Annotated in this window: 24 protein-coding genes and 5 tRNA genes; 16 read left to right on the forward strand and 13 right to left on the reverse strand. The window is 52.6% G+C overall.

Annotated features, from left to right (window positions below):
* Positions 1–98: 98 nt before the first annotated feature.
* On the forward strand, positions 99–1178 hold the full coding sequence (gene mltB / locus J1G48_RS05085) for a lytic murein transglycosylase B (RefSeq protein WP_000476814.1): 1080 nt from the start codon (positions 99–101) through the stop codon (positions 1176–1178).
* Between the two features lie 37 nt (positions 1179–1215).
* Here mltB and J1G48_RS23210 read toward each other — a convergent pair whose 3' ends face one another.
* Positions 1216–1461 (reverse strand): hypothetical protein, encoded by a 246-nt coding sequence (locus J1G48_RS23210; RefSeq protein WP_001519391.1) that lies wholly within the window; start codon positions 1459–1461, stop codon positions 1216–1218.
* 195 nt (positions 1462–1656) lie between these two features.
* On the opposite strand from J1G48_RS23210, the gene pncC reads away from it, so the two are divergent.
* The 15 genes from pncC to J1G48_RS05160 all read left to right on the forward strand — a co-directional run bounded on the left by pncC (position 1657) and on the right by J1G48_RS05160 (position 13465).
* Positions 1657–2154, forward strand: coding sequence for a nicotinamide-nucleotide amidase (pncC, locus tag J1G48_RS05090; protein WP_000132239.1), 498 nt, complete (start codon positions 1657–1659; stop codon positions 2152–2154).
* A gap of 84 nt (positions 2155–2238) precedes the next feature.
* Positions 2239–3300 (forward strand): recombinase RecA, encoded by a 1062-nt coding sequence (gene recA / locus J1G48_RS05095; protein WP_000963150.1) that lies wholly within the window; start codon positions 2239–2241, stop codon positions 3298–3300.
* A 116-nt stretch (positions 3301–3416) separates the two neighbouring features.
* The gene (gene recX / locus J1G48_RS05100; protein WP_001294863.1) at positions 3417–3917 is read left to right on the forward strand and encodes a recombination regulator RecX; all 501 of its coding nucleotides are present in this window, start codon (positions 3417–3419) and stop codon (positions 3915–3917) included.
* A gap of 235 nt (positions 3918–4152) precedes the next feature.
* A complete protein-coding gene (gene alaS / locus J1G48_RS05105; RefSeq protein WP_000047242.1) occupies positions 4153–6783 on the forward strand; it encodes an alanine--tRNA ligase in 2631 nt (876 codons plus the stop codon).
* A 234-nt stretch (positions 6784–7017) separates the two neighbouring features.
* The gene (gene csrA, locus J1G48_RS05110) at positions 7018–7203 is read left to right on the forward strand and encodes a carbon storage regulator CsrA (RefSeq protein WP_000906486.1); all 186 of its coding nucleotides are present in this window, start codon (positions 7018–7020) and stop codon (positions 7201–7203) included.
* Positions 7204–7506: 303 nt separating this feature from the next.
* Positions 7507–7599 (forward strand) — tRNA-Ser (locus tag J1G48_RS05115).
* A 3-nt stretch (positions 7600–7602) separates the two neighbouring features.
* Positions 7603–7679, forward strand: a tRNA-Arg gene (locus J1G48_RS05120).
* 61 nt (positions 7680–7740) lie between these two features.
* Positions 7741–7817, forward strand: a tRNA-Arg gene (locus J1G48_RS05125).
* Between the two features lie 62 nt (positions 7818–7879).
* Positions 7880–7956, forward strand: a tRNA-Arg gene (locus J1G48_RS05130).
* 193 nt (positions 7957–8149) lie between these two features.
* Positions 8150–8226: transfer RNA gene (locus J1G48_RS05135), tRNA-Arg, on the forward strand.
* Positions 8227–8462: 236 nt separating this feature from the next.
* Positions 8463–9029, forward strand: a complete 567-nt coding sequence (gene yqaB / locus J1G48_RS05140; RefSeq protein ID WP_000271292.1) for a fructose-1-phosphate/6-phosphogluconate phosphatase — start codon at positions 8463–8465, stop codon at positions 9027–9029.
* Positions 9026–9451, forward strand: a complete 426-nt coding sequence (locus J1G48_RS05145; RefSeq protein ID WP_001279499.1) for a YqaA family protein — start codon at positions 9026–9028, stop codon at positions 9449–9451. The genes yqaB and J1G48_RS05145 overlap by 4 nt, the downstream gene beginning before the upstream one ends.
* Before the next feature lie 76 nt (positions 9452–9527).
* Positions 9528–11084, forward strand: coding sequence for a glutamate--cysteine ligase (gene gshA, locus J1G48_RS05150; RefSeq protein ID WP_000611821.1), 1557 nt, complete (start codon positions 9528–9530; stop codon positions 11082–11084).
* Between the two features lie 149 nt (positions 11085–11233).
* Entirely contained in the window at positions 11234–11749 is a 516-nt protein-coding gene (gene luxS / locus J1G48_RS05155; protein WP_001130194.1) for an S-ribosylhomocysteine lyase, read from the forward strand.
* Between the two features lie 345 nt (positions 11750–12094).
* Positions 12095–13465 carry a carbohydrate porin gene (locus tag J1G48_RS05160; RefSeq protein ID WP_000645137.1) on the forward strand — a complete coding sequence of 457 codons (1371 nt, stop codon included), beginning with the start codon at positions 12095–12097 and terminating at the stop codon, positions 13463–13465.
* 48 nt (positions 13466–13513) lie between these two features.
* Here J1G48_RS05160 and emrB read toward each other — a convergent pair whose 3' ends face one another.
* The 12 genes from emrB to J1G48_RS05220 all read right to left on the reverse strand — a co-directional run bounded on the left by emrB (position 13514) and on the right by J1G48_RS05220 (position 26865).
* On the reverse strand, positions 13514–15052 hold the full coding sequence (emrB, locus tag J1G48_RS05165; RefSeq protein ID WP_001187298.1) for a multidrug efflux MFS transporter permease subunit EmrB: 1539 nt from the start codon (positions 15050–15052) through the stop codon (positions 13514–13516).
* Positions 15053–15068: 16 nt separating this feature from the next.
* Positions 15069–16241, reverse strand: coding sequence for a multidrug efflux MFS transporter periplasmic adaptor subunit EmrA (gene emrA, locus J1G48_RS05170; protein ID WP_001275606.1), 1173 nt, complete (start codon positions 16239–16241; stop codon positions 15069–15071).
* 126 nt (positions 16242–16367) lie between these two features.
* A complete protein-coding gene (mprA, locus tag J1G48_RS05175; protein WP_000378431.1) occupies positions 16368–16898 on the reverse strand; it encodes a transcriptional repressor MprA in 531 nt (176 codons plus the stop codon).
* Positions 16899–17394: 496 nt separating this feature from the next.
* The gene (locus J1G48_RS05180; RefSeq protein ID WP_000165758.1) at positions 17395–18579 is read right to left on the reverse strand and encodes an MFS transporter; all 1185 of its coding nucleotides are present in this window, start codon (positions 18577–18579) and stop codon (positions 17395–17397) included.
* 164 nt (positions 18580–18743) lie between these two features.
* Positions 18744–19739 (reverse strand): glycine betaine/L-proline ABC transporter substrate-binding protein ProX, encoded by a 996-nt coding sequence (proX, locus tag J1G48_RS05185; RefSeq protein ID WP_001216622.1) that lies wholly within the window; start codon positions 19737–19739, stop codon positions 18744–18746.
* A 69-nt stretch (positions 19740–19808) separates the two neighbouring features.
* Positions 19809–20873, reverse strand: a complete 1065-nt coding sequence (gene proW, locus J1G48_RS05190; protein WP_000775022.1) for a glycine betaine/L-proline ABC transporter permease ProW — start codon at positions 20871–20873, stop codon at positions 19809–19811.
* Positions 20866–22068 carry a glycine betaine/L-proline ABC transporter ATP-binding protein ProV gene (gene proV, locus J1G48_RS05195; protein WP_000985529.1) on the reverse strand — a complete coding sequence of 401 codons (1203 nt, stop codon included), beginning with the start codon at positions 22066–22068 and terminating at the stop codon, positions 20866–20868. The genes proW and proV overlap by 8 nt, the downstream gene beginning before the upstream one ends.
* A 354-nt stretch (positions 22069–22422) precedes the next feature.
* A complete protein-coding gene (gene nrdF, locus J1G48_RS05200; RefSeq protein ID WP_000777901.1) occupies positions 22423–23382 on the reverse strand; it encodes a class 1b ribonucleoside-diphosphate reductase subunit beta in 960 nt (319 codons plus the stop codon).
* A gap of 10 nt (positions 23383–23392) precedes the next feature.
* A complete protein-coding gene (gene nrdE, locus J1G48_RS05205) occupies positions 23393–25537 on the reverse strand; it encodes a class 1b ribonucleoside-diphosphate reductase subunit alpha (protein WP_000246183.1) in 2145 nt (714 codons plus the stop codon).
* Positions 25510–25920: a class Ib ribonucleoside-diphosphate reductase assembly flavoprotein NrdI gene (gene nrdI / locus J1G48_RS05210; protein WP_001275402.1), complete on the reverse strand. Its 411-nt coding sequence runs from the start codon at positions 25918–25920 to the stop codon at positions 25510–25512. Before nrdI ends, nrdE begins: the two co-directional genes overlap by 28 nt.
* Positions 25917–26162, reverse strand: coding sequence for a glutaredoxin-like protein NrdH (gene nrdH, locus J1G48_RS05215; protein WP_000028867.1), 246 nt, complete (start codon positions 26160–26162; stop codon positions 25917–25919). Before nrdH ends, nrdI begins: the two co-directional genes overlap by 4 nt.
* 271 nt (positions 26163–26433) lie before the next feature.
* Positions 26434–26865, reverse strand: a complete 432-nt coding sequence (locus tag J1G48_RS05220) for a carboxymuconolactone decarboxylase family protein (protein WP_000209804.1) — start codon at positions 26863–26865, stop codon at positions 26434–26436.
* Positions 26866–26891: the final 26 nt, after the last annotated feature.

Consider the following 26891-nt stretch of genomic DNA (forward strand, 5'->3'; position numbering starts at 1 on the left):
GAGGAGAAAGGTGATTTATTCTCTTGTGCCGCTTCCTTGTGTGGCGGGGGATGCTTTACCATACTTCTCCCTGGCTGAATTTGTTTAATGGATGTCTCATGTTCAAGCGTCGTTATGTAGCGTTACTTCCACTTTGCGTATTGCTTGCTGCCTGTAGCAGCACGCCAAAATCTTCCGAGACTCAAGCGACGACGGGCACGCCTTCCGGCGGCTTTCTGCTTGAGCCGCAGCATAACGTCATGCAAATGGGCGGCGACTTCGCCAACAACCCTAATGCGCAGCAGTTCATTGATAAAATGGTCAATAAACACGGTTTCGACCGTCAGCAGCTGCAGGAGATCCTCTCGCAGTCTAAAAGACTGGATTACGTCCTGCGTCTGATGGACAGACAAGCGCCGACCACTCAGCCGCCCGCCGGACCAAATGGCGCCTGGTTGCGCTACCGCAAACAATTTATTACGCCGGATAACGTGCAAAACGGCGTCGCGTTCTGGAATCAGTATGAAGACGCGCTGAACCGCGCCTGGCAGGTATACGGCGTACCGCCGGAAATCATCGTGGGGATTATCGGCGTGGAAACCCGCTGGGGACGTATCATGGGGAAAACGCGGATTCTGGACGCGCTGGCGACGCTGTCATTTAACTATCCGCGCCGGGCGGAATATTTCTCCGGCGAGCTGGAAACCTTCCTGCTCATGGCGCGCGATGAGCAAGACGATCCGCTCAATCTGAAAGGTTCCTTTGCGGGCGCGATGGGCTACGGCCAGTTTATGCCATCTTCCTATAAAGAATATGCGGTCGATTTCAATGGCGATGGGCACATTAACTTGTGGGATCCGGTAGATGCCATCGGCAGTGTGGCGAACTACTTCAAGGCGCATGGTTGGGTGAAAGGCGATACGATTGCGGTGCCAGCGAATGGTCAGGCGCCGGGACTGGCGAATGGTTTCAAAACAAAATACAGCCTCTCTCAGCTTGCCGCCGCAGGCTTAACGCCGCAGCAATCGTTGGGCAATCATCAGGAAGCCAGCCTGCTTCGTTTGGATATCGGTACGGGCTACCAGTACTGGTACGGCCTGCCGAACTTCTACACTATTACCCGATATAACCACAGCACGCATTATGCGATGGCGGTTTGGCAACTGGGCCAGGCGGTAGCGCTGGCGCGGGTGCGCTAATTTACGCTTAGGGAGGGGAGCACCCCCTCCGCTATTATTATGGCTTTTTGGGCTGATTCTCTGCCTGCAAGTGGGATATCTTCTTTGATAGTGCCAGACTATATCCCAGACATCCCAGGCCTAAGATAATTTGACCGCCATCATACGGTTCAAAATAGCCTGACGACAATATATTCAGTACTCCCATTCCTAATGAACATACTCCACCCACAATTAACCACAGCCGTAGTTGACAGGTTTGTTTCAGTTTGTGCTGTGTGCTTTCCGTTTTTTTGAGTGACATCCTTGCTTTCTCTCCGTGCGTGTAAATTTAGCGACATGGTACTGCTATTTAGTCATGTGCTACCTCATTTCATTCTGCATAAATAACCTGCTGGCATTTTTTCGGAATCCGACTCGTAAAATCGACTGCTCGTCCCCATCTCTGGTGAGAAAGTGCTATCTTGTGCGGCAGGATTTCTAACTGACAGAGGTCATGATGACTGACAGTGAACTGATGCGGCTTAGCGAACAGGTCGGGCTGGCGTTAAAAGCGCGCGGGGCGACCGTAACGACAGCAGAGTCCTGTACCGGCGGCTGGCTGGCGAAAGCCATTACCGACATCGCCGGAAGCTCCGCCTGGTTTGAACGCGGCTTTGTCACCTATAGTAATGAAGCCAAAGCGCAGATGATTGGCGTGCGTGAAGAGACTCTGGCGCAGCATGGCGCGGTCAGCGAACCCGTAGTGGTCGAAATGGCGATCGGGGCGCTGAAGGCCGCTCGCGCCGATTTTGCTGTCGCTATTAGCGGAATTGCCGGGCCGGATGGCGGCAGTGAAGAAAAGCCGGTTGGTACGGTGTGGTTTGCTTTCGCCAGCGTCAGCGGAGAAGGGATTACGCGTCGGGAATGCTTCAGCGGCGACCGTGAATCGGTGCGTCGACAGGCGACGACGTACGCGCTACAAACCCTGTGGCAACAATTTCTACAAAACACTTGATACTGTATGAGCATACAGTATAATTGCTTCAACAGTACGAATTCACTATCCGGTTCAATACCAAGTTGCATGACAGGAGTAATAATGGCTATCGACGAAAACAAACAGAAAGCGTTGGCGGCAGCACTGGGCCAAATTGAAAAGCAATTTGGTAAAGGCTCCATCATGCGTCTGGGTGAAGACCGTTCTATGGATGTGGAAACTATCTCCACCGGTTCGCTTTCACTGGACATCGCACTCGGTGCGGGCGGTCTGCCGATGGGGCGTATCGTCGAAATTTACGGGCCGGAATCTTCCGGTAAAACGACCCTGACGCTGCAGGTGATTGCCGCTGCGCAGCGTGAAGGTAAAACCTGTGCGTTTATCGATGCGGAACACGCGCTTGACCCTGTTTACGCACGCAAGCTGGGCGTCGATATCGATAACCTGCTCTGCTCTCAGCCGGATACCGGCGAGCAGGCGCTGGAAATCTGTGACGCGCTGGCGCGTTCAGGCGCGGTGGACGTCATTGTGGTCGACTCCGTAGCGGCGCTAACGCCGAAAGCGGAAATCGAAGGTGAAATTGGCGACTCTCACATGGGCCTCGCGGCGCGTATGATGAGCCAGGCGATGCGTAAGCTGGCGGGGAACCTGAAACAGTCCAACACGCTGTTGATTTTCATCAACCAGATCCGTATGAAGATTGGCGTGATGTTCGGTAACCCGGAAACCACCACCGGCGGTAACGCGCTGAAATTCTACGCCTCTGTTCGTCTTGATATCCGTCGTATTGGCGCGGTGAAAGAGGGCGATAATGTCGTGGGTAGCGAAACGCGTGTGAAAGTGGTGAAAAACAAAATCGCCGCGCCGTTTAAGCAGGCCGAGTTCCAGATCCTCTACGGTGAAGGCATCAACTTCTATGGCGAACTGGTTGACCTGGGCGTGAAAGAGAAGCTGATCGAGAAAGCGGGCGCATGGTACAGCTACAACGGCGAGAAGATTGGCCAGGGTAAAGCGAACGCGACTACCTGGCTGAAAGAGAACCCGGCGACAGCGAAAGAGATCGAGAAAAGGGTTCGTGAATTACTGTTGAGTAATCAGAATGCCACGCCCGATTTCGCCGTTGACGATAGCGAAGGCGTTGCAGAAACCAACGAAGATTTTTAATCATCAGGTGATGGTGGGTCGGGCAAAACGAAACCGCCATTCAGCAAAACGTTAAATTACCATCAAGGGCTGCATTTATGCGGCCCTTTTGGCATTTCTCCCTGTTAAGGTTTTTTATGAGTGAACCCACATCGCGCCGTCCCGCTTATGCTCGTCTCCTTGATCGTGCGGTACGTATTCTTGCTGTCCGCGATCACAGCGAGCAGGAATTACGGCGTAAACTCTCCGCGCCGGTGATGGGCAAAAATGGGCCGGAAGAGATTGATGCGACGGCAGACGATTATGAACGCGTGATCGCCTGGTGCCACGAACATCACTATCTTGATGACGAGCGCTTCGTGATGCGCTTTATCGCCAGTCGTAGCCGCAAAGGCTATGGCCCGGCGCGTATTCGCCAGGAGTTGAATCAGAAAGGCATTTCCCGTGAATCGACTGAAAAAGCGATGCGAGAATGTGAAATTGACTGGAGTGAAATGGCACGTGAACAGGCCGTTCGCAAATATGGCGAGCCGCTCCCTTCAAACTTTTCAGAAAAGGTTAAGGTACAGCGCTTTTTGCTCTATCGCGGGTATCTGATGGACGATATCCAGCAAATATGGCGAAATTTTGCAGATTGAGCGCATACGGGATTTTACTTCCCGGTAAAGAAAACTTATCTTATTCCCACTTTTTCCGTCTGGACGCGGGTTGCTTAACGGCGAACAGCGTCTGCGACGAATATTCCTTAAATACACAAAATCATTCAAGCCGCATCAAAGCGGCAAGTGAGCCTCGGGAACGCGTGACCGGGAAACTCGCAGCTAACGCAGAGGCGGCCTGAAGGATGAAGTGTAGCTTGATTTCAGGATAATTATGAGCAAGAGCACCGCTGAGATCCGTCAGGCGTTTCTCGACTTTTTCCATAGTAAAGGGCATCAGGTAGTTGCCAGCAGTTCCCTGGTGCCTAACAATGACCCCACTCTGTTGTTTACCAATGCCGGGATGAACCAGTTCAAGGATGTTTTCCTTGGGCTCGATAAACGTAATTATTCCCGTGCAACCACTTCCCAGCGTTGCGTACGCGCGGGGGGGAAACACAACGATCTGGAAAACGTCGGATACACTGCACGTCACCATACTTTCTTCGAAATGCTGGGCAACTTCAGCTTCGGCGATTACTTCAAACACGACGCCATTCAGTTCGCATGGGAATTACTGACCGGTGAAAACTGGTTTGCTCTGCCAAAAGAGCGTTTATGGGTCACCGTCTATGAAACCGACGACGAAGCCTATGAGATCTGGGAAAAAGAAGTCGGCATCCCGCGCGAGCGTATTATCCGTATTGGCGACAATAAAGGCGCGCCATACGCATCGGATAACTTCTGGCAGATGGGCGATACCGGTCCCTGCGGTCCGTGCACCGAAATCTTCTACGATCATGGCGACCACATCTGGGGCGGCCCTCCGGGAAGCCCGGAAGAAGACGGCGATCGCTATATTGAGATCTGGAACATCGTCTTTATGCAGTTCAACCGTCAGGCTGAAGGGACGATGGAACCATTGCCGAAACCGTCTGTAGATACCGGTATGGGGCTGGAGCGTATTGCCGCGGTACTGCAGCACGTTAACTCTAACTATGACATCGACCTGTTCCGCACGTTGATTGAAGCGGTAGCGAAAGTCACCGGCGCTACCGATCTGGGTAATAAATCGCTGCGCGTTATCGCCGACCACATCCGTTCTTGCGCATTCCTGGTTGCCGATGGCGTGCTGCCGTCGAATGAAAACCGTGGTTATGTGCTGCGTCGCATTATTCGTCGCGCGGTTCGTCACGGCAACATGCTGGGCGCGAAAGAGACCTTCTTCTACAAGCTGGTTGGGCCGCTGATTGAGGTAATGGGCTCCGCAGGCGAAGAGTTGAAACGTCAGCAGGCGCAGGTCGAGCAGGTTCTGAAAACGGAAGAAGAGCAGTTCGCTCGTACGCTGGAGCGCGGTCTGGCGCTGCTGGATGAAGAACTGGCGAAATTGCAGGGCGACACCCTGGACGGCGAAACCGCTTTCCGTCTGTATGATACTTATGGTTTCCCGGTCGATCTAACGGCGGACGTCTGCCGTGAGCGCAACATCAAAGTCGACGAAGCCGGTTTTGAAGCCGCCATGGAAGAGCAACGCCGTCGCGCGCGCGAAGCTAGCGGTTTTGGCGCGGACTACAACGCGATGATCCGCGTTGATAGCGCTTCTGAATTTAAAGGTTATGACCATCTGGAACTGAACGGCAAAGTGACTGCGCTGTTTGTCGATGGTAAAGCGGTTGAAGCGATTAACGCGGGACAGGAAGCTGTTGTCGTGCTGGATCAGACCCCATTCTATGCGGAATCAGGCGGTCAGGTTGGCGATAAAGGCGAGCTGAAAGGCGCTGGATTTACTTTCGCTGTGGACGACACGCAAAAATATGGTCAGGCGATTGGTCACCTCGGCAAATTGTCTGCGGGCGCTCTGAAAGTGGGCGATGCGGTACAGGCTGACGTAGATGAAGCGCGCCGCGCACGTATCCGTCTGAACCACTCCGCCACGCACCTGATGCACGCGGCGTTGCGCCAGGTGCTTGGGACACACGTTGCGCAGAAAGGTTCGCTGGTTAGCGATAAAGTGCTGCGCTTCGACTTCTCGCACAATGAAGCGATGAAGCCGTCGGAGATTCGTGAGGTTGAAGATTTGGTGAATGCGCAAATTCGCCGCAACCTGCCGATTGAAACGAACATCATGGATCTCGACGCGGCGAAGGCGAAAGGGGCCATGGCGCTGTTTGGCGAGAAATACGACGAACGTGTACGCGTTCTGAGCATGGGCGATTTTTCTACCGAACTGTGCGGCGGTACTCACGCCAGTCGTACCGGTGATATCGGTCTATTCCGTATTATCTCTGAGTCCGGCACCGCAGCGGGCATTCGTCGTATTGAGGCGGTAACCGGTGAAGGCGCTATGGCCACCGTTCATGCGCAAAGCGATCGCTTAAACGATATTGCGCATCTGCTGAAGGGCGACAGCCAGAATCTGGGCGACAAAGTGCGTGCCGTGCTGGAACGTACACGTCAGCTGGAAAAAGAGTTGCAGCAGTTGAAGGACCAGGCCGCAGCGCAGGAGAGTGCAAATCTTTCCAGTAAAGCGGTCGATCTCAACGGCGTGAAGCTCCTGGTCAGCGAGCTTGCTGGTATTGAGCCGAAAATGCTGCGAACCATGGTTGATGATCTGAAAAATCAACTGGGGTCTACCGTTATCGTACTGGCAACGGTTGTTGAAGGTAAGGTTTCTCTGATTGCGGGCGTGTCGAAGGATGTGACCGACCGGGTTAAAGCAGGGGAATTGATTGGTATGGTCGCTCAGCAGGTGGGCGGTAAGGGTGGCGGTCGTCCGGACATGGCGCAAGCCGGTGGTACGGATGCGGCAGCTCTGCCTGCAGCGTTAGCCAGTGTACAAGGCTGGGTCAGCGCAAAATTGCAATAATTATAAGCGTTCGTTGGCGCCGCAGCTCGTGCTGCGGCGTTTACGTCAACGCTATCGACAACGATAAAGTCAGGTTGAAGTTTTGTATATCGGCTAAACTTAGGTTTAACAGAATGTAATGCCATGACTGCTTACACCTAAGGTGTTTGTCATCGCTTACTTTTTGGCGTTATATGATGGATAATGCCGGGATACAGAGAGACCCGACTCTTTTAATCTTTCAAGGAGCAAAGAATGCTGATTCTGACTCGTCGAGTTGGTGAGACCCTCATGATTGGCGATGAGGTCACCGTGACAGTTTTAGGGGTGAAGGGCAACCAGGTGCGTATTGGCGTGAACGCCCCGAAAGAAGTTTCTGTCCATCGTGAAGAGATCTACCAGCGTATCCAGGCTGAAAAATCCCAGCAGTCCAGTTACTAAGGTTTTCGCGTCTCACTTTTCGGGTGAGACGCAGCCTCTCTTCTCGCTCGCCCGCGTTGTCCTTTCATGACTTTTTTCAACCTCACTGTTGATATGGTGCGCTTTTGGCGGCCAGCGTGTCATCAAATTATCTGTTGATAAAACACTCTTTTTGGCTTTTTTACAGACTAATTGAGCGTGAAGTGTGCAAACGATAAAAGCTCTGGAAAAATTGTTTGACTTATAAGTCCCAGAAAGTAATATGTGCGCCACGCAGCGACGATGAGCAGAACAAGTTCTTCGAAGCACTCGTAAGAGGCGTGTGGTGAGGTGGCCGAGAGGCTGAAGGCGCTCCCCTGCTAAGGGAGTATGCGGTCAAAAGCTGCATCCGGGGTTCGAATCCCCGCCTCACCGCCATTTGCATCCGTAGCTCAGCTGGATAGAGTACTCGGCTACGAACCGAGCGGTCGGAGGTTCGAATCCTCCCGGATGCACCATCTCTTACTTGATACGGCTTTCCCGCGGTATCAAAATCTGCAGTAAAGTAAGTTTCCCGATGCATCCGTAGCTCAGCTGGATAGAGTACTCGGCTACGAACCGAGCGGTCGGAGGTTCGAATCCTCCCGGATGCACCATCTCTTACTTGATACGGCTTTCACCGCGGTATCAATATCGGCAGTAAAGCAAGTTTTCCGATGCATCCGTAGCTCAGCTGGATAGAGTACTCGGCTACGAACCGAGCGGTCGGAGGTTCGAATCCTCCCGGATGCACCATATTCTCCGTACTTTCAGTGATGAAGATACGGATAAGATAGCGGTAATCACCGCTGGCACCAGGAAGGATAACGTTGCGTTAGCAACGGCCCGAAGGGCGAGCCGTAAGGCGAGTAATCCTCCCGGATGCACCATCTTATTTAGTGTGGCAGTAAATGCGACATCAAATCTTGTAGTAAACATCATTTCCAATGCATCCGTAGCTCAGCTGGATAGAGTACTCGGCTACGAACCGAGCGGTCGGAGGTTCGAATCCTCCCGGATGCACCATATTCTCCGTACTTTCAGCGATGAAGATGCAGATAAGATAGTTATAATCACCGCTGGCACCAGGAAGGATAACGTTGCGTCAGCAACGGCCCATAAGGCGAATAATCCTCCCGGATACGTTACTGCCCTGCAATCGCTTTTCCCCTTATCCTGAATACACCTCTTCATCTCTATTAGCGACAAAATCAACCAATTGCGATAAAGTACTGTCTGGTTATTCGGTTTGCGAGAACACGATGTACGCACGTTATGCTGGTTTGATTTTTGATATGGACGGTACTCTCCTGGATACCGAACCCACGCATCGCAAAGCGTGGCGTGAGGTTTTGGGGCGCTATGGTCTTCGTTTTGATGAACAGGCAATGGTCGCGCTTAACGGTTCGCCAACCTGGCTTATCGCCCAGTCAATCATTGAGCTTAACCATGCCGATCTTGATCCCCTGTCACTGGCGCGTGAGAAAACCGACGCGGTAAAAAGCATCCTGCTGGACTGCGTAGAACCGCTGCCGCTGGTTGAGGTGGTCAAAGCGTGGCATGGGCGGCGTCCCATGTCGGTCGGTACCGGTAGCGAAAGCGCTATCGCGGAAGCCTTGTTAGCGCATCTGGGGCTGCGTCGTTATTTTGATGCGGTTGTGGCGGCAGATCACGTACAGCATCACAAACCCGCGCCTGACACCTTCCTACTGTGCGCCCAGCGGATGGGCATCATGCCGACGCAGTGCGTGGTATTTGAAGATGCCGATTTTGGTTTACAGGCGGCGCGGGCGGCGGGAATGGATGCCGTGGATGTCCGACTATTGTGAGTGACGGACTGTCGCTCCTGTCTCTGTTTGCCAGTAGTTTTCTCAGCGCGACGCTGTTACCCGGTAATTCTGAGGTGGTTTTGGTTGCTATGCTGGTCTCCGGCGTCAGTCATCCCTGGGTCTTAGTCTTAACAGCAACAATGGGTAATAGCCTTGGAGGGGTAACTAACGTTATTCTTGGGCGTTTCTTTCCGCTGCGCAAAACGTCGCGCTGGCAGGAAAAAGCGACTGGCTGGCTAAAGCGTTATGGCGCAGCCACACTATTATTAAGCTGGATGCCGGTCATCGGTGATTTGTTGTGCCTGTTAGCGGGATGGATGCGCATCCCGTGGGGGCGGACGATCTTTTTTTTGTGTCTTGGTAAGGCGCTGCGCTATGTTGCGCTCGCAGCGGCGACGGTTCAGGGCATGATGTGGTGGTAATAATTGTAGGTTTGGCATGTATGGCCGCCATTACAGTTATGCTTATTAAAACGATTTGGACAGGCGGGAGGTCAATTTGATCCCGGACGTATCACAGGCTCTGGCCTGGCTGGAAAAACATCCTCAGGCGTTAAAGGGGATACAGCGCGGGTTAGAGCGCGAAACGCTGCGTGTCAATGCTGATGGCACGCTGGCGACAACAGGTCATCCTGAAGCGTTAGGTTCAGCGCTGACCCATAAATGGATTACCACGGATTTTGCGGAAGCCCTACTGGAGTTTATTACGCCAGTCGATGGCGATATCCAGCATATGCTCACCTTTATGCGCGATCTCCATCGGTATACGGCCAGGAAACTGGGCGATGAGCGGATGTGGCCATTAAGTATGCCCTGCTATATTGCGGAAGGGCAGGACATAGAGCTGGCGCAGTACGGCACATCCAATACCGGGCGCTTTAAGACGCTCTATCGCGAAGGGCTGAAAAATCGTTATGGCGCCTTGATGCAAACCATCTCCGGCGTACATTACAATTTTTCATTACCGATGGCGTTCTGGCAGGCGAAATGCGGCGTTACGGAAGGCGAAGCGGCAAAAGAAAAAATTTCTGCCGGCTATTTTCGTCTGATTCGCAACTATTACCGTTTTGGCTGGGTCATCCCCTATCTGTTTGGCGCGTCTCCGGCCATTTGTTCCTCTTTCCTGCAAGGGAAGCCAACCACATTACCGTTTGAAAAAACGGACTGCGGCATGTACTACCTGCCGTATGCGACGTCGCTGCGTTTGAGTGATTTGGGCTATACCAATAAGTCGCAAAGCAATCTCGGAATTACGTTTAACGATTTGCATGAATACGTTGCAGGTCTGAAGCGGGCGATTAAAACCCCTTCCGAGGAGTACGCGCGGATTGGTGTGGAAAAAGACGGTAAGCGGCTACAGATTAACAGCAACGTTCTGCAAATTGAAAATGAGCTGTACGCGCCCATTCGTCCCAAGCGCGTGACGCGCAGCGGCGAATCGCCTTCTGACGCGCTTCTGCGTGGTGGTATTGAGTATATTGAAGTTCGTTCTCTCGATATTAACCCGTTCTCACCGATCGGCGTAGACGAGCAACAGGTGCGCTTCCTCGATCTGTTTATGGTCTGGTGCGTATTGGCCGATGCGCCGGAAATGAGTAGCGATGAGCTGTTATGTACGCGTACTAACTGGAATCGCGTTATTCTGGAAGGGCGTAAGCCGGGCCTGACGTTAGGCATTGGCTGTGAAACTGCGCAGTTCCCGCTGCCCAAAGTAGGGAAAGATCTCTTCCGCGATCTGAAACGCGTGGCGCAAACGCTGGACAGTATCCACGGGGGAGAGGAGTATCAAAAGGTGTGTGACGAGTTGGTCGCCTGCTTTGATAATCCTGAACTGACATTCTCCGCCCGAATCTTACGGTCTATGATTGATGAAGGCATTGGCGGCACCGGGAAAGCGTTCGGTGAGGCTTACCGTAATCTGTTACGCGAAGAGCCGCTGGAGATTTTACAGGAAGAAGAGTTTATTGCTGAACGTGACGCTTCAGTACGTCGTCAGCAGGAGATTGAGGCGGCGGATACCGAGCCGTTTGCCGCGTGGCTTGCAAAACACGCCTGACCCAAAAGAAAAAGGCCACTCACGGAGTGGCCAAAATTTCATCGCTGAAAACAGGGATGATGATAACAAATGCGCGTCTTTCATATACTCAGACTCGCCCCGGAACAAAGAGTTCAGTTTATTTTTAAAAAATTATCGGAGGTGACTAAATGCCATTATTAGATAGCTTCGCAGTCGATCATACCCGGATGCAAGCGCCGGCGGTCCGGGTTGCAAAAACGATGAACACCCCGCATGGCGACGCAATCACCGTGTTTGATCTGCGTTTTTGCATTCCGAACAAAGAAGTGATGCCGGAAAAAGGGATTCATACGCTTGAGCATCTGTTTGCTGGCTTTATGCGCGACCACCTCAACGGTAACGGCGTTGAGATTATCGATATCTCGCCGATGGGCTGCCGTACCGGTTTCTACATGAGCCTGATTGGCACGCCGGACGAGCAGCGTGTTGCCGACGCGTGGAAAGCGGCGATGGCGGATGTGCTGAAAGTGCAGGATCAAAACCAGATTCCGGAGCTGAACGTTTACCAGTGCGGTACGTATCAGATGCACTCGCTCAGTGAAGCGCAGGACATTGCCCGTCATATTCTGGAGCGTGATGTGCGCGTGAACAGCAATAAAGAGCTGGCGCTGCCGAAAGAAAAACTGCAGGAATTGCATATTTAGTCTTATTGGTGAGCGGTTCCAGTATTTAAATTAACCCCGGTTTATGACCGGGGTTTTTTATTGCTTAATATAATTTGTATTTATTATATTTGCGGCAAGAATACATTTTAAATTAAGTAATGCCTGGCCTGTTAAATAATAAAATGTGATCTGGTAAACAGAAAAGGCGGATAACTCACGATGCCAGAGTGTATTGATCACATAAACTAAAAATCATAAATAATTAATAGAAAAACATAATGGAATGCGCCAGATATCCAGGTAATAACAAGACTCTACTAATAGCCGGTCGATGGGGTTTTTAGCAAATCTTATCTGGTATACATCAAACTTAAGGGATAAAAAATGAAGGCTAAATATTTGGCGCTGATGATCGGTGCTTGCTTTTCTCATAACCTTTGGGCAGCGAATAATATCACTATTGAGCAGCGTCTGGCTGAACTGGAGCAACGTGTTGTTAATGCTGAAAAACGGGCATCCGATGCCGAGGCGCAAATTCGCTCGTTGAAACAGCAGCAGGTCGCCGCTACGCCGACGGTGAATGTCCAGTCCGCCGAGCCCATTGCAGCAGATAAAACGCCGCCGAAGCTGACCTTATCCGGATTCAGCGATATTAAGTTCTATGGCGATGTCGAATTTAATATGGATGCGGCAAGCCGTTCCGGTAGCCTGACCTCGATGAGAACGTCAGCGAATAAAGATTGGGCATCAGGAACCAATGAACGCTGGGATATTAACGGGCGCTTGTTGCTGGGCTTTGATGGCTACCAGCGGCTGGACAACGGTAATTTTGCCGGATTCTCTGTACAGCCTCTGGCGGACCTGACCGGAAAAATGAACCTTGATGATGCCGTTTTCTTCTTTGGTCGTGAGAATGACTGGAAAATTAAGGTTGGTCGTTTTGAAGCCTACGATATGTTCCCGCTGAATCAGGATACGTTTATTGAATATTCGGGGAATACAGCGAACGATCTTTACAGTGACGGTTACGGCTATATCTATATGATGAAAGAAGGACGGGGACGTAGCGACAGTGGGGGTAACTTCCTGCTGAGCAAAACCATCGACAACTGGTATTTCGAAGTTAACACATTGCTGGAAAATGGCAGTACGTTATATACAGAGAAGCAGTACCACGGAATGGATTTAACCAACGATAAAAACGTGGCTTACGTCCGTCCGGTTATCGCCTGGCAAAACGGGCGTTTTTCAACGGCGATAGCGATGGAAAGTAACGTCGTTAACAACGCCTATGGCTATTATGAGAATGGGAAGTGGATCGATCAGTCAGATCGTACGGGCTATGGTTTTACCATGACCTGGAATGGTCAAAAAACTGACCCGGAAGATGGCGCAGTGATTAACCTGAATACCGCCTATATGGATGCGACCGATGAGACAGATTTTACCGCTGGGGTGAATGCGCTGTGGCATCGATTTGAACTGGGTTATATCTATGCGCATAACAAAATCGAAGCCTTCAATGCTACCAATATCGATGCCGTTTGTGAGGACGATTGTTGGATCACCGATCCCGGCAATTATGATATTCACACTATTCATGCCTCATATTTATTCCCCAACGTGATGGATATGAAAAACTTTAACATCTACCTCGGTGCCTATGCTTCATGGGTAGAGGCCAATCCGAATAATGGCGATAACAGTGAAGATGCGCGTTACGGCGGGCGTCTGAGATTCAAATATTTCTTTTGATTGTTGGTTTACTAAAAAAGGGATCCGCAGATCCCTTTTATCAGATAGTTAGTGCGCGCCGCCACCGCCGCCGCCCGCACCGAAGGGCGGTTTGGCGAACCACACCAGGCCGAGCAGCACCAGGAAGATCCCCGCCGACATCCAGAAGATTTCGTTGGCGGAAATAATCAGCCCCTGATTCGTGATTTGCTGGGCTATCCAGCCTGACGCCTGTTGGTGCGTCATCCCTAAGCCTTCCAGTTTATCGTACATAGCCTGAGCGTTTGGATTATACGCCGTAACCGACTCCGTGAGCTGAGCATGGTGTAGCGACTCACGATCGGTCCACATAGTGGTGGTAATCGAGGTGCCGATGGAGCCCGCCAGCGTTCGCGTGAAGTTCGACAGGCTTGATGCCGCCGCCAGCCGTTCTGGCGGTAACCCGGAGAGCGTAATGGTGGTCAGCGGCATAAAGAAGCAGGCGACGGCAAATCCCTGAATAAACTGCGGCCATGCGGAAGCGCCGAAATCCATACCCGGTTCGAACGTCCAGGCGCGCCAGTAAAAACAGACGGCGTACATAATGAAGCTGAACGTGACCAGCCTGCGCATATCCAGTTTATGCGCGAAGCGTCCGATAATCGGCGACAAAATTACCGGAATAATGCCGACTGGCGCCGACGCCAGACCTGCCCACGTTGCGGTATAGCCGTACACCTCTTGCAAAAGCTGCGGCAGTAGAACAATGGCGCCGAAATAGAGCATATAGGCAAGGCTGATGCACAAGCAGCCAATCGTGAAGTTACGCGATTTAAAAAGAGAAAGATCGACGATAGGGTGATCGTCGGTCAGTTCCCAGACGATCAGGAAACTGATGGCGATGACGGCGACCACGGTCAGGATGATAATTTCCTGTGAGGAGAACCAGTCCAGCTCTTTACCGCGATCGAGCATAATTTGCAGGCTGCCGATGCCAATCACCAGTAACGCCAGCCCGACGGCGTCAATACGTCGCCGTTCGGTATGCGTTTCACGTCCGCGCAGCGTGTGTAACGTCATCAGGACGACGGCGATGCCAATCGGCACGTTGATGAAGAAAATCCATCCCCAGTGGTAATTATCACTGATGTAGCCCCCCAGAATCGGGCCGCAAATCGGCGCGACAATGACGGTCATTGACCAGAGCGCCAGCGCAATGGAGCGCTTTGCAGGCGGATAGTTATTCAGCAACAGGCTTTGCGAGAGCGGAATCAGCGGCCCGGCGACCACGCCCTGCACCACGCGGAAGAAGATAAGCATATTCAGGCTGCTGGATACGCCACAGGCCCAGGAGGCCGCGGCAAAGGCGACCGTCGACCACATGAACAGTTTGACTTCGCCAAAACGTTTCGCCAGCCAGCCGGTTAAGGGAATCGAGATAGCGTTCGCCACCCCGAAAGAGGTGATAACCCATGTCCCCTGGCTTAGGGAAGAACCCAGGTTCCCGGCGATGGTCGGAATCGCCACGTTGGCAATGGTGGAGTCCAGCACCTGCATGAATGTCGCCAGCGACAGCGCGATCGTCATGATGACGAGCTGCGCGCCCTCCAGCGGTTTTTGCTGTTGCATCACACGCACCTCAGGATTAACCCGCGTTAGCCTGTACGATGTCGTCGATCAGTTTATTGACCGGCGCGAGATTAATTTCGCGTGCGTTACTTTCGGCAACCGGCGTCGTTCGTACCTGGCTGGCCAGTACCTGACCGTCGCGATTAGCGGTATCCACGGTGACCAGCGTCGATAAACCAATGCGCAGCGGATGTTGTTCTAACTGGCGGGCGTCCAGTTCGACGCGTACCGGCAGACGTTGAACCACTTTAATCCAGTTACCCGTCGCATTTTGCGCGGGCAGCAGGGAGAAGGCGCTGCCTGTCCCCATATCCAGACCGACGACTTTACCGGTGTATTTTACGTCGTCGCCATAAATATCAGTAATCACCGTCACTGGCTGCCCAATGCGCATATTCGCTAATTGGGTTTCTTTAAAGTTAGCGTCCACCCACAGATCGGTTGCAGGCACCACGGCCATCAGCGGCGTGGTGGGGCTGATTTGCGCGCCAGGCTGGACGGCGCGGCGGGAGACATAACCAGTCATTGGGCTGACGATGCGAGTACGCTCCAGCGCCAGCCAGGCGTTACGCACTTCGGTCGCCGCTTGTTGAACCGCAGGCTGATCTTCCAGATTACTGTTGAGTATCATTGCCTGGTTGGCATTGTACTGTTGAATGGCGACATCCAGCTGTGCCTGCGCGCTGGCGACGGCATCGCGGGCGTGTTGCAGCTCTTCCCGGCCAATAAGATTGGCATTACCCAGCGGCACACGACGGTTAAGGTCGCTCTGCGCTTGCGCCAGGGCGGTTTTTTGCACGTCGATATTCGCCTGCAACTGCTTACTGTTAATCATCAACTGGTGCGTTTGGCGCACGCTGGAGGCCAGCGCCGTTTTGGCTCTTTCAAACGCTTGTTTGGCGTCAGTCTGATCGAGCGTGACCAGAACATCGCCCTCTTTTACAAAGTCGGTGTTATCAGCCCAGACTTTCGTCACGCTGCCTGACACCTGCGCCATGATTTGAACCTGGTTCCCTGCCACGTAAGCATCATCTGTCTCTTCAATATGACGCAATACTAAAAACCAATAAATTCCATATGCCACGGCAATAATAACAAAGAGCAAGGTAAGAAGTAGCAGCGCTGTTTTGCGTTTGCCTTTCTTCTTAGCCGGTTGCTGCGGGGTTTGGATCTCCGCATTTGCGCTCATGTTGTTCTCCACGATCTTATTATTCACATCGGCTGAGCCGACCTGTTGTCAGAAAGGCCAGCAGTAATGCGTGCCGGCCTGTCCGCTTTCCTGTTATTAATCTGGATTTTTGAGCGGGTCGGCGCTTTAGCGCAGCGCCTCAAGAACAGTGCCTTCCTGCTCCATTTGATCAAGACGCGTCAGGAGTTTACGAGTGATGTGCTCAAGTTGATCTTTTTCGGCTGTGCTAAGTGATGACCAGAGTTGATGCAGACAATGATGCTGAGGCGGAAGCACTTCTTGCAAAAATGCCTGGCCTTTCTCCGTTAATTGCAGATGCAGGCAACGGCGGTCGTTATCGCTCTCACGACGCTCAATCCAGCCGCGTTTTTCCAGCTCATCTGCAATGCGTGTCGCATTGGTGCGAGATGAACCCAGCGCGCAGCTTAATTCAGACGGCTGAATACTGTGGTTTTCCTGAGACTCCAGCGTAATCAACGCCATAAACAACGTCTCGTTAATCCCTTGAGCCTTCAGCATTTTATTGCGGTTTTCCAGGAGCTTGCCTTGCATGTGCATACAAAGACGAGTCAAAAGAATTTCCTGATAAGGAAAGTCTTCGTGACGGCTGGCGCGAAATTTTAGCATTTGTTCAATGGGCGTAAACGAACTATCCATTTGGGCATGACCTCATTAATTTCAGCCGATATAGTAACGACAGTGACAAATAAAGTAAATGTATTATTAATACAAAATCATTCTTTCAGGCTATAAAGCAACCAATGATACGCAGACTGAGACGCCAGCGGGAACATTGGGCCCGGTAAAGCGCCGCCTGCGGCAAATCCAGGAATGACGAGAAAAGCGTGAGTGCCTGCATGAAAAAATCAGGAGAGAACGATAAGCGGGAGGGGCGAAAGCCGGGTAAACGGCCTTACAACCCGATGCAAAAGCCACCGGAATATCACGGATAGCTATCGGTGAACGACCTTCGAATCCTTGAACGGGCGCTATTGGCCTGGGAGCAGATGGGGATGCAGGGCTTTCCATAGAATTATATTATTCTTCACCGGTATAAAAATAACCATGATAAATGAATAGCATAACCTTAACAGACTGGGGAGCTCCTTAACACCCTAAGGAGCTTAAACAAAGGTAAACGCTCACTATCCGCTTAATTTACGGCTTCCTGTCGGTGAAAACCTCGCCACCAGACCAGTAAATTAAGTAAGGCTACCGTGACACCCGCCAGACAAACGCCGGCCCAGCCGGCATGTTGCCAGGCGGAGGCGGAAATCAGCGACCCCGCGGCGCCACCGATAAAGTAGCTGGTCATATAGCCGGCGGTGAGCCGGTTACGCGCATCCGGATGCAAACGATAGATGACCGTCTGATTGGTGATATGTACCCCCTGAACGGTGAGGTCCAGTACCAGAATGCCAATAATCAGCGCCAGTACCGAGGTATGCCCAAGCCAGATAGCCAGCCAGGAGAGTAACAGCAGCAGTAAGCCGAACGTGGTGGTGAGGTGAGATTTACCTTTATCGGCAAATCCGCCAGCCGGACGCGCGCCTAAAGCGCCGGCGGCCCCCGCCAGGCCAAACAGGCCAATCATCCCCTCGGAATAGCTAAACGGCGGCGCGGCGAGCAAAAAGGCCATTGACGTCCAGAGGATGCTGAAATTAGCAAAGGTCAGACAGCCCAGCAGCGCGCGGGTACGCAGCAGCTTATCGTGAATAAACAGGCTGAATACAGAACCCAACAGCTGCGGGTAGTTAAGATGGGTGTCGGATTTGAGCTTTGGCAGTCCGCGCCACAACGCGACGGCCATCAGCGCCATCAGCGCCGACGCTACCCAAAATACGGTGCGCCAACCGCCGAGGTTTGCCAGCAGTCCGGCGACCGTTCGCGCCAGCAGGATCCCCAGCAACAGGCCGCTCATAATGGTGCCGACCACTTTACCGCGGGTGGCGGGCGTCGCAAGCGTGGCGGCCAGCGGAACCAGAATCTGCGCCACCACGGAGAACAGTCCGGTTAAGGCCGTTCCGAGTATCATCATGCTAAGCGACTGACTGCTGGCGGTGATCAGCATTCCGCCAGCCGCCAGCAACGTCATGGAGACAATCAGCGTTCGGCGTTCAAACATGTCGCCGAGCGGCACCAGAAACAACAGGCCAGCGGCATAGCCCAACTGCGCGGCGGTAACGATAAACCCTGCGGAGCTGGCGGAAAGCGAAAAGTGATGCGCGATGGTATCAAGCAGCGGCTGGGCATAGTAGTTGCTGGCGACCGCCAGACCCGTGGCCACAGACATTAAAACGATCAGCGCCGGGCTAAGCTCATGAGTGGGTTTCGTCATTATGGTAATCGTGATTCAGATAATTATTTCCTGGGAAAACAATCATAGCGGATGTTGATGAATAAAGGGGAACGGTGACGTGATGAATCGTGCGCTTTGAGGAGAGATTGAATAGGCCGGATAGCGGCGCATGAACTGCGCTTTATCCGGCATAAAAAACGATCTTATTTCTGCGCGGCCAGCGCTTCTTTCACCCAGCCGTCAAACTGCTGCTGGTGGGCGTTGATCCAGCCGTCCACGTGGCCCTGAACATCGGCTTCAGACGATTTACCGGCATGCATCATGGCGTTCTGCGCGTTGATATCCGCCAGCGGCAGCTTCATGATGGCGAACAGTTTCGCCGCCGCCGGGTTTTTCTCCGCCCATGCCTTATTGGCGACAATATGCATGGTATTAACCGGGAACCCATAGTTCGCGCCGTTCGGCAGTTTAGTATCAATATTTTTCTGTTCGCCCGGCAGAGAGGAGAACGGCACCTGTAGCCAGACGACATCTTTACCCGGCTTCATTACGTCGCTCACCCAGTACGGGGTCCAGGTGTAATACAGCACCGGCTTGCCTTCTTTAAAACGGGTAATGGTATCAGCCATCATCGCCGCATAGTTACCGTGGCTGACCTCAACGGTTTTTTGCAGATCAAACGCTTTATTCTGATGATTGATCACGGCTTCGCAGCCCCAGCCCGGCGAGCAGCCCATCATGTCCGCTTTTCCGTCGCCATTGGTATCGAAGATTTTGGCGATTTTCGGATCTTTTAGCTGAGCGATATTGGTGATGTTGTACTGCTCGGCGGTTTTTTTATCGATCAGATAGCCCTGCGCAGCGCCGGAGACGAAGACGCCCTCGCGGTAAAACTTGTTGTCTCCGCCTGCTGCGGCATACATATCATCATGCAGCGGCTGCCAGTTCACGGCGGTAAACGTCGCATCGCCAGAGGCGATGGAGGTATAGCCTACGTTGTAATCGACTTCACTCGGCTTATTTACGGTATAACCCAACTTTTCCAGCGCCCGACTGACCAGTAACGTCTGGAAGGTCTCTTCAGAAATCGTGCTTTGGATAGGTTGGACGGTAATGCCTTTGCCAGGCAGGTCGGCAGCGAAAGCGCTGGCGGTGACAAGGGTGGCAAACGCTGAGGCAAATATCACGGTATGTCGCATCGTTGTTCCTTTAATTATGGTAGGGAGTTGTAAGCCCGGTAAGCGCAATGTCACCGGGCGTCAGGAGAGTTACTTAACGAAAGGGCGGGTGATTAGCCCAACAGGACCGGTGGTATACCAGCGACGGTTACCGCGGCTACGCGAGTCGCGCCCGACGGCCTGCGTCAGACGGTCCAGAATGATGGCGAGAATCACAATGCCGACGCCGCCGACGGTTGCCAGCCCCATATCAAGACGACCAATGCCGCGTAGTACCATCTGGCCAAGTCCGCCGACCGCAATCATCGAGGCGATGACGACCATCGAGAGAGCCAGCATCAGCGTCTGATTAACGCCTGCCATAATGGTGGGCATCGCCAGCGGTAGTTGCACTTTGAACAACATTTGGCGCGGGCTGGCGCCGAACGAGCGCGACGCTTCAATTAAGTCGGCAGGCACCTGGTTAATGCCCAGGATCGTCAGGCGTACAATCGGCGGTAGAGCAAAAATAATCGTCACCACCACGCCCGGCACGTTACCGATGCCGAATAACATGACAATCGGCACCAGATAGACAAACGCGGGCGTGGTCTGCATCGCATCCAGCAGCGGACGAACTATTTTGGCCGCACGCGGGCTGCGCGCCAGCCAGATTCCCATCGGTAATCCGATCACGACGCAGAACAACAGGGCGGTCAACACCAGCGCCAGGGTAATCATCGCCTGCGACCAGGCACCGATCGCGCCGATCGCGATCAGCGATATCAGCGTCGCGATCCCCATGCCCACGCCGGAAACCTGCCAGGCAATCAGCGCAAAGAGAATAATCGCCACAGGGGCGGGCATTCCCAGCAGCAGTTGCTGAAAGCCGTTGAGGATGTAATCCACCGGCACACGAATCCCCTGAAAAAGGGGACGGAAATGGGTGACGACCCAGTCGATTCCCTCTGTGACCCAGCTATCCAGCGGGATCAGCGTCTTATGGAACGGGTCCAGAAGAGAAAAGTGTTCAGGGGCTGGCGCGGGCGCGCTGTTCAACCAGTCGGTACTGCCGCCGTCCGTGGCTACGCCTGCCGGTGTTCCCCAGGCATCAGCCGTTTGCGTCGTAGTATCGGCCACCTGTGCGGTATCCCACGGATTCGTTTGATCAGCCATTGTTACCCCCCTCGCGATCTAAAGCCTGTAGCAACATACGTTTTGAAATAATGCCAACATACTGGTGTTCTTCATCGACAACCGGCACCGCGCAGGGCGCCTGGCCGACGTGAGAGAGCAACTCGCTGAGTGGGGTTTGCGCATCAACAACTAAAGGGTCGTCGATAAGCGCCGCTTCAATCCCTTGCGCCTGGCTTAATGCCGCTTTTAATGAGTCGATGGACACGACGCCCACGAATTTATTGCCACGCTCAATGACGTAACCATATTCACGGTCTTCGTCCTGTAATAATTTCAGTGCCGAACGGGGACCGAAACCTGGCGTTTTACGAATTAAGCCGACCGGACTGCGACGGGCAATATCTTTGGCGCTAAAGACCTGACTAATATCCACGCCACGGAAGAACGTGCGGACATAATCATTTGCCGGATTATTCAGGATCTCATCCGGCGTACCAACCTGTACGACCTCGCCATTTTGCATAATGGCAATCCTGTCGCCAATACGCATAGCCTCATCAAGATCGTGGGAAATAAAGACAATGGTGCGCTGATGTTTCGCCTGTAATTTCACCAGTTCATCCTGCATTTCGGTACGAATTAATGGATCGAGGGCGGAAAACGCTTCGTCCATTAATAAGATATCAGGGTTGATTGCCAGCGCGCGGGCAAGTCCAACACGCTGACGCATCCCACCGGAAAGTTCATCCGGATAGGCATGAGCGTAATTTTCAAGCCCCACCTGACGCAAGGCGTCCAGCGCTTTTTCGCGACGCTCTTGCGCCGCGATGCCCGCTAATTCCATACCGAATGCCGTATTATCCAGCACGGTCATATGCGGCATGAGCGCAAATGACTGGAAGACCATCGCAATCTTTTTCCTGCGCACCTCGCGAAGCTCAGCGTCTGATATTTTGGCAATATCAACGCCGTCAATCAGTACCTGTCCGCGGGTGGGTTCAATCAGGCGATTGAGAAGGCGTACCATTGTGGATTTACCCGAGCCGGATAATCCCATGATGACAAATATCTCGCCTTCTTCAATGGCCAGACTGGCGTCTTTAACGCCAAGCGATAGCCCCGTTTTTTCCAGTATTTGCTCTTTCGATAGTCCCTTTTCAATATATTTGAAGGCACGCTGCGGATGCTCTCCAAATATTTTATACAGATTCTTCACTTCTAATTTAATTGCCATGCAATAGAATGATTCCTGTTATTTACTTATGTCGATATGTTACCTGATAGAAATAGTTACCTTTTTCTACCCTAACATACTCAGAATCTGAGACAACCCTGAATTTGCTTCTGGCATGAATATTGCGAGGTGCTATCGGCTGTGATTTCCCATGATATAAGGGCTGAACGCGAATGGGGAGGAAGAGATATTTTTTGGAACAACCAGCAAAAATCCACCTGAATTGGAGGAATCCAGGTGAATAATGTCACTCGTATTGAGTGTAGGACATGTTGTAATATTTGCGCGATTTAACCCGGTATTGCTTGAAATAAAGGCATGGAAAATGTAACGTTATTTCCCATGCCCGCAAGGTTAAAAATTCCAGTCTTCGTCTTCGGTTTCGACTGTTTTCCCCATCACATAAGATGAACCTGATCCGGAAAAGAAATCATGATTTTCGTCGGCATTCGGCGAGAGCGCGGCAAGGATTGCGGGATTCACGTCAGCCATCTCTGGCGGAAATAACGCCTCATAACCCAGGTTCATTAAGGCTTTATTGGCGTTGTAGCACAAGAAGGCTTTGACGTCGTTAACCCAGCCGGTTTCCGCATATAACGCTTCTGTGTAGCAGATTTCGTTGTCGTACAGTTCCATCAACAAATCCAGCGCGAAAAGCTTTAACTCTTCACGCTCGATTGCCGATAGTTTTTGTAGCGCTATCTGATACTTATAACCAATATAATAACCGTGAACCGCTTCATCGCGAATGATTAAACGAATCAGGTCGGCAGTGTTCGTGAGCTTACCGCGGCTGGAGAAATACATCGGCAGCCAGAAGCCGGAATAGAACAGAAAAGACTCTAAAAAGACGCTGGCAATCTTTTTCTTTAGCGGTTCATCGCTGACGTAATGAGCCAAAATAATCTGCGCCTTACGCTGAAGCGGCGGGTTTTCTTCGCTCCAGGCGTAGGCGGCATCAACCTCTTTCGTCTGGCACAGCGTGGAAAAAATAGAACTGTAAGAGCGGGCGTGTACCGCTTCCATAAAGCTGATGTTCGACAGCACTGCCTCTTCATGCGGCGTGATGGCATCTGCCATTAACGACGGCGCGCCTGCGATGTTCTGGATAGTGTCGAGCAGCGTAAGTCCCGTAAACACGCGAATGGTGAGCTGCTGTTCGGCGGCGCTCAGCGTCTGCCAGGCCGGAATATCATTCGATAACGGCACTTTTTCCGGCAGCCAGAAGTTACTGGTCAGCCGGTTCCACACCTCCAGATCTTTGTCGTCCTGGATCTTGTTCCAGTTGATGGCGCTAATACGAGATAATTTCATATGGCTTTCCTTATAGCGCGCAGGATACGCAGCCTTCAATTTCAGTACCTTCCAGCGCCAACTGGCGAAGCCGGATGTAATACAGTGACTTAATACCTTTTCGCCAGGCATAGATCTGCGCTTTGTTGATATCGCGGGTCGTGGCGGTATCGGGGAAAAACAGGGTGAGCGACAGTCCTTGATCGACGTGGCGCGTGGCCTCGGCATAGGTATCAATAATTTTTTCCGGACCGATATCGTAAGCATCCTGATACATGTCCAGATTTTCATTGGTCATAAACGGCGCGGGGTAATACACACGCCCGGTTTTGCCCTCTTTGCGAATCTCAATTTTGGCCACAATCGGATGAATGCTGGAGGTCGCATGATTAATGTAAGAAATCGAACCGGTCGGCGGCACCGCCTGCAAATTTTGGTTATAGATGCCATAGCGCATCACATCGTCGCGCAGCTTTAGCCACATTTCTCGTGTGGGCAGCGTAATGCCGCTGCGGGCAAATAGCGTTCTGACTTTCGCCGTTTTCGGTTGCCAGTCGTCCTGTAAATACTGCGTAAAATAGTCGCCGCTGGCATAGCGCGACTGCGCAAATCCGGCGAAGGTTTTGCCGCGTTCGCGGGCCAGCCGCATTGAAGTATGCACGGCATGCCAGGTAATGGTGTAAAAATAGAGATTGGTGAAATCCAACGCCTCCGGCGAACCGTAGGCAATGCCTTCTCTCGCCAGATAGCCATGCAGATTCATCTGGCCCAGACCGATGGCATGAGAGGCGGCATTACCGGCGGCTATTGAGGGTACGCTGCGTATATGGCTCATGTCCGACACCGCCGTCAGGCCGCGAATAGCGGTTTCTACGGTACGACCAATGTCCGGTGAATCCATGACGTGAGCGATATTCAGCGAGCCGAGATTGCAGGAAATGTCATGCCCGATGTGGGTATAGTCAAGGTTATCGTCGTAACGGGAGGCGCTATTGACCTGTAAAATTTCCGAGCACAGGTTGCTCATATTAATGCGCCCAGCAATGGGATTCGCGCGGTTTACCGTATCTTCAAACATGATGTAGGGATACCCGGATTCGAACTGAATCTCCGCCAGTGTTTGAAAAAAGTCACGGGCGTTAATATAGGTTTTACGCACGTGCGGATCGGCAATTAATTCATCGTACCGTTCGCTAATGGCGATATCGCCAAACGGTTTGCCGTAGCGTCGTTGTACGTCATAGGGCGAAAAGAGCGCCATTTGCGCGTTTTCTTTCGCCAGCCGGAAGGTGATATCCGGGATCACCACGCCGAGAGAGAGCGTTTTGATCCGGATTTTTTCGTCGGCATTTTCCCGTTTGGTATCCAGAAAACGCAGAATATCCGGGTGGTGCGCATGGAGATAAACCGCGCCGGCCCCCTGGCGCGCGCCAAGCTGGTTGGCATACGAAAACGCGTCTTCCAGCATTTTCATCACCGGGATCACGCCGGAAGACTGATTCTCAATGCGTTTGATCGGCGCGCCCGCCTCGCGCAGATTGGAGAGTAAAAACGCGACGCCGCCGCCGCGTTTGGAGAGTTGCAGCGCCGAATTCACCGCCCGCCCGATCGACTCCATGTTGTCTTCGATACGGAGCAGGAAGCAGGAGACCAGTTCCCCACGCTGCTGTTTACCGCAATTTAAAAAAGTCGGGGTAGCGGGCTGAAAGCGACCAGAAAGCATTTCATCGGTCAGTTGGGTGGCCAGCGTTTCGTCACCCTGCGCCAGCGTCAACGCCACCATTGTCACCCGATCTTCAAAGTGTTCCAGATAACGTTTGCCGTCGAAGGTTTTCAGCGTGTAACTGGTATAGAACTTCCAGGCGCCAAGAAACGTCTGGAAGCGAAAGCCGCTGGCGTGGGCGTGCTCGAACAGGCGGAGGACGAAGGCGCGGTTGTAACGCGCGAGGACAGCGTCATCGTAATACCCTTCCCGAACCAGCGTCTCCAGACGTTCATGCTGGCTGGCAAACGTCACGGAATGCGGGCGGACGTGGGTGGCAAAGAAGGCGTCGATCGCCTGCTGGTCCTTGTCGAACTGAATATGGCCTGCTTTATCGTAAAGATTCAGCATCGCGTTCAGGGCGTGGTAATCCATGGTTTCCTGCATTACGCGCTCCGGGATAGTTGTTGCCAAAATTCATTTACTCCTTTTCGGACGTTATCGATGTCGCGTTGTGTGCCCATGAGCTCAAAGCGGTACAGCCAGGGGACGCCGCATTTTTGTGCTATCACATCGCCAGCGCATCCCCAGGCATCGCCGAAATTGCGATTACCGGAGGCGATAACGCCGCGAATGCGCGCCCGGTTGTGTTCATCATTTAAAAAGCGGATCACCTGTCGCGGCACCGCACCGGCCATCCCGCCGCCGCCGTATGACGGCACAACCAGAATGTACGGTTCGTCTACCTGAATTCGCTCCCGCTCATTGAGCGGAATACGCGTGGCGGGCAGCCCCAGACGCTGCATAAAACGGTGCGTATTTTCAGAGCTGCTGGAGAAGTAGACGAGCGCGCTCATGCGTTTGCCGCGTGGGGTGTCGGGTGCAGACGGTTAATCATGTCCGGACGGAAGCCAGACCAGCTCAAATCGCCCGCTATCACCACCGGTAATTGACGAAACCCTTGCGCCCGGAGCGTATCCGCTGCATCCGGCACCAGATCGACGTTCACCATCTCAAATTCAAATCCACGGCTTTCCATCGCCCGCTTTGTGGCGTGGCACTGAACACAGTTATTGCGAGTGTAAATAGTAATGCTCATGATTCGTATTTCCATTTAAAATGAGAAAACGGCGCGATGAAACGCGTCGGATTGTCGTGTGTTGATACACGAAATACTAGATGTAGTTGAATTAAGATTCAACCATACAAGATATGGGAATTTTCGATTGATTTTAACGTCGCTGATGAACGCAGCGGGGTAGGGGTGGCATGGCTAATTTTTGCCGGATGGTGGCATGAACGCCCGCTCCGGCCTGCAGGTTGACGCATAACAGAGTTGGCTGACATCAGCGCCATCCGGCAACAATGCGTCACATTCGCATACCGATCGCCAGACGGTTAAAGCAGTTCATTAAACCAATAGCGAAGGTCAGATCGCTGATTTCACGCGCGCTGAAATGATCGAGCAGCGGCAGGTAAACATTATCTTCGGCGTGGGTTTCAGCAATGTGCGTCACCGATTCCGCCCAGGCTAACGCCGCGCACTCTTGCTCGTTGAAATGGTGGCTTACCCGCCATCCTGCCAGCGCATCTAATTTAGCTTGATTCACGCCAGCCTTACGCAGCGCTTTACTGTGCATCTCCAGGCAAAATGCACAACCATTTATTTGCGAAACACGCAGGTAAATCAGCTCCATCAGAGTGGGGTCAATCGTGCTCTTTTCCAGCGCGTTTTTCGCCTGCACCAGAGCGCTGTAAACCTCCGGGCTCAGTTCATAATAGGGTTGGCGTAACGTCGTCATCATGTTTCTCCTCGTGTTGATGACGA

It is taken from the genome of Salmonella sp. SAL-020 (assembly GCF_017372215.1).
Taxonomy (GTDB): Bacteria; Pseudomonadota; Gammaproteobacteria; order Enterobacterales; family Enterobacteriaceae; genus Salmonella; species Salmonella enterica.

What these genes read in the sequence shown, in the direction of transcription:
- mprA (WP_000378431.1), bottom strand. Translation starts at nt 16,898, where the DNA reads ATGGATAGTTCGTTTACGCCCATTGAACAAATGCTAAAATTTCGCGCC.
- pncC (WP_000132239.1), top strand. Translation starts at nt 1,657, where the DNA reads ATGACTGACAGTGAACTGATGCGGCTTAGCGAACAGGTCGGGCTGGCG.
- proV (WP_000985529.1), bottom strand. Translation starts at nt 22,068, where the DNA reads ATGGCAATTAAATTAGAAGTGAAGAATCTGTATAAAATATTTGGAGAG.
- J1G48_RS05220 (WP_000209804.1), bottom strand. Translation starts at nt 26,865, where the DNA reads ATGACGACGTTACGCCAACCCTATTATGAACTGAGCCCGGAGGTTTAC.
- luxS (WP_001130194.1), top strand. Translation starts at nt 11,234, where the DNA reads ATGCCATTATTAGATAGCTTCGCAGTCGATCATACCCGGATGCAAGCG.
- emrB (WP_001187298.1), bottom strand. Translation starts at nt 15,052, where the DNA reads ATGCAACAGCAAAAACCGCTGGAGGGCGCGCAGCTCGTCATCATGACG.
- recA (WP_000963150.1), top strand. Translation starts at nt 2,239, where the DNA reads ATGGCTATCGACGAAAACAAACAGAAAGCGTTGGCGGCAGCACTGGGC.
- nrdH (WP_000028867.1), bottom strand. Translation starts at nt 26,162, where the DNA reads ATGAGCATTACTATTTACACTCGCAATAACTGTGTTCAGTGCCACGCC.
- recX (WP_001294863.1), top strand. Translation starts at nt 3,417, where the DNA reads ATGAGTGAACCCACATCGCGCCGTCCCGCTTATGCTCGTCTCCTTGAT.
- mltB (WP_000476814.1), top strand. Translation starts at nt 99, where the DNA reads ATGTTCAAGCGTCGTTATGTAGCGTTACTTCCACTTTGCGTATTGCTT.
- yqaB (WP_000271292.1), top strand. Translation starts at nt 8,463, where the DNA reads ATGTACGCACGTTATGCTGGTTTGATTTTTGATATGGACGGTACTCTC.
- J1G48_RS05180 (WP_000165758.1), bottom strand. Translation starts at nt 18,579, where the DNA reads ATGACGAAACCCACTCATGAGCTTAGCCCGGCGCTGATCGTTTTAATG.
- nrdI (WP_001275402.1), bottom strand. Translation starts at nt 25,920, where the DNA reads ATGAGCGCGCTCGTCTACTTCTCCAGCAGCTCTGAAAATACGCACCGT.
- alaS (WP_000047242.1), top strand. Translation starts at nt 4,153, where the DNA reads ATGAGCAAGAGCACCGCTGAGATCCGTCAGGCGTTTCTCGACTTTTTC.
- proX (WP_001216622.1), bottom strand. Translation starts at nt 19,739, where the DNA reads ATGCGACATACCGTGATATTTGCCTCAGCGTTTGCCACCCTTGTCACC.
- csrA (WP_000906486.1), top strand. Translation starts at nt 7,018, where the DNA reads ATGCTGATTCTGACTCGTCGAGTTGGTGAGACCCTCATGATTGGCGAT.
- J1G48_RS05160 (WP_000645137.1), top strand. Translation starts at nt 12,095, where the DNA reads ATGAAGGCTAAATATTTGGCGCTGATGATCGGTGCTTGCTTTTCTCAT.
- proW (WP_000775022.1), bottom strand. Translation starts at nt 20,873, where the DNA reads ATGGCTGATCAAACGAATCCGTGGGATACCGCACAGGTGGCCGATACT.
- nrdF (WP_000777901.1), bottom strand. Translation starts at nt 23,382, where the DNA reads ATGAAATTATCTCGTATTAGCGCCATCAACTGGAACAAGATCCAGGAC.
- J1G48_RS23210 (WP_001519391.1), bottom strand. Translation starts at nt 1,461, where the DNA reads ATGTCACTCAAAAAAACGGAAAGCACACAGCACAAACTGAAACAAACC.
- emrA (WP_001275606.1), bottom strand. Translation starts at nt 16,241, where the DNA reads ATGAGCGCAAATGCGGAGATCCAAACCCCGCAGCAACCGGCTAAGAAG.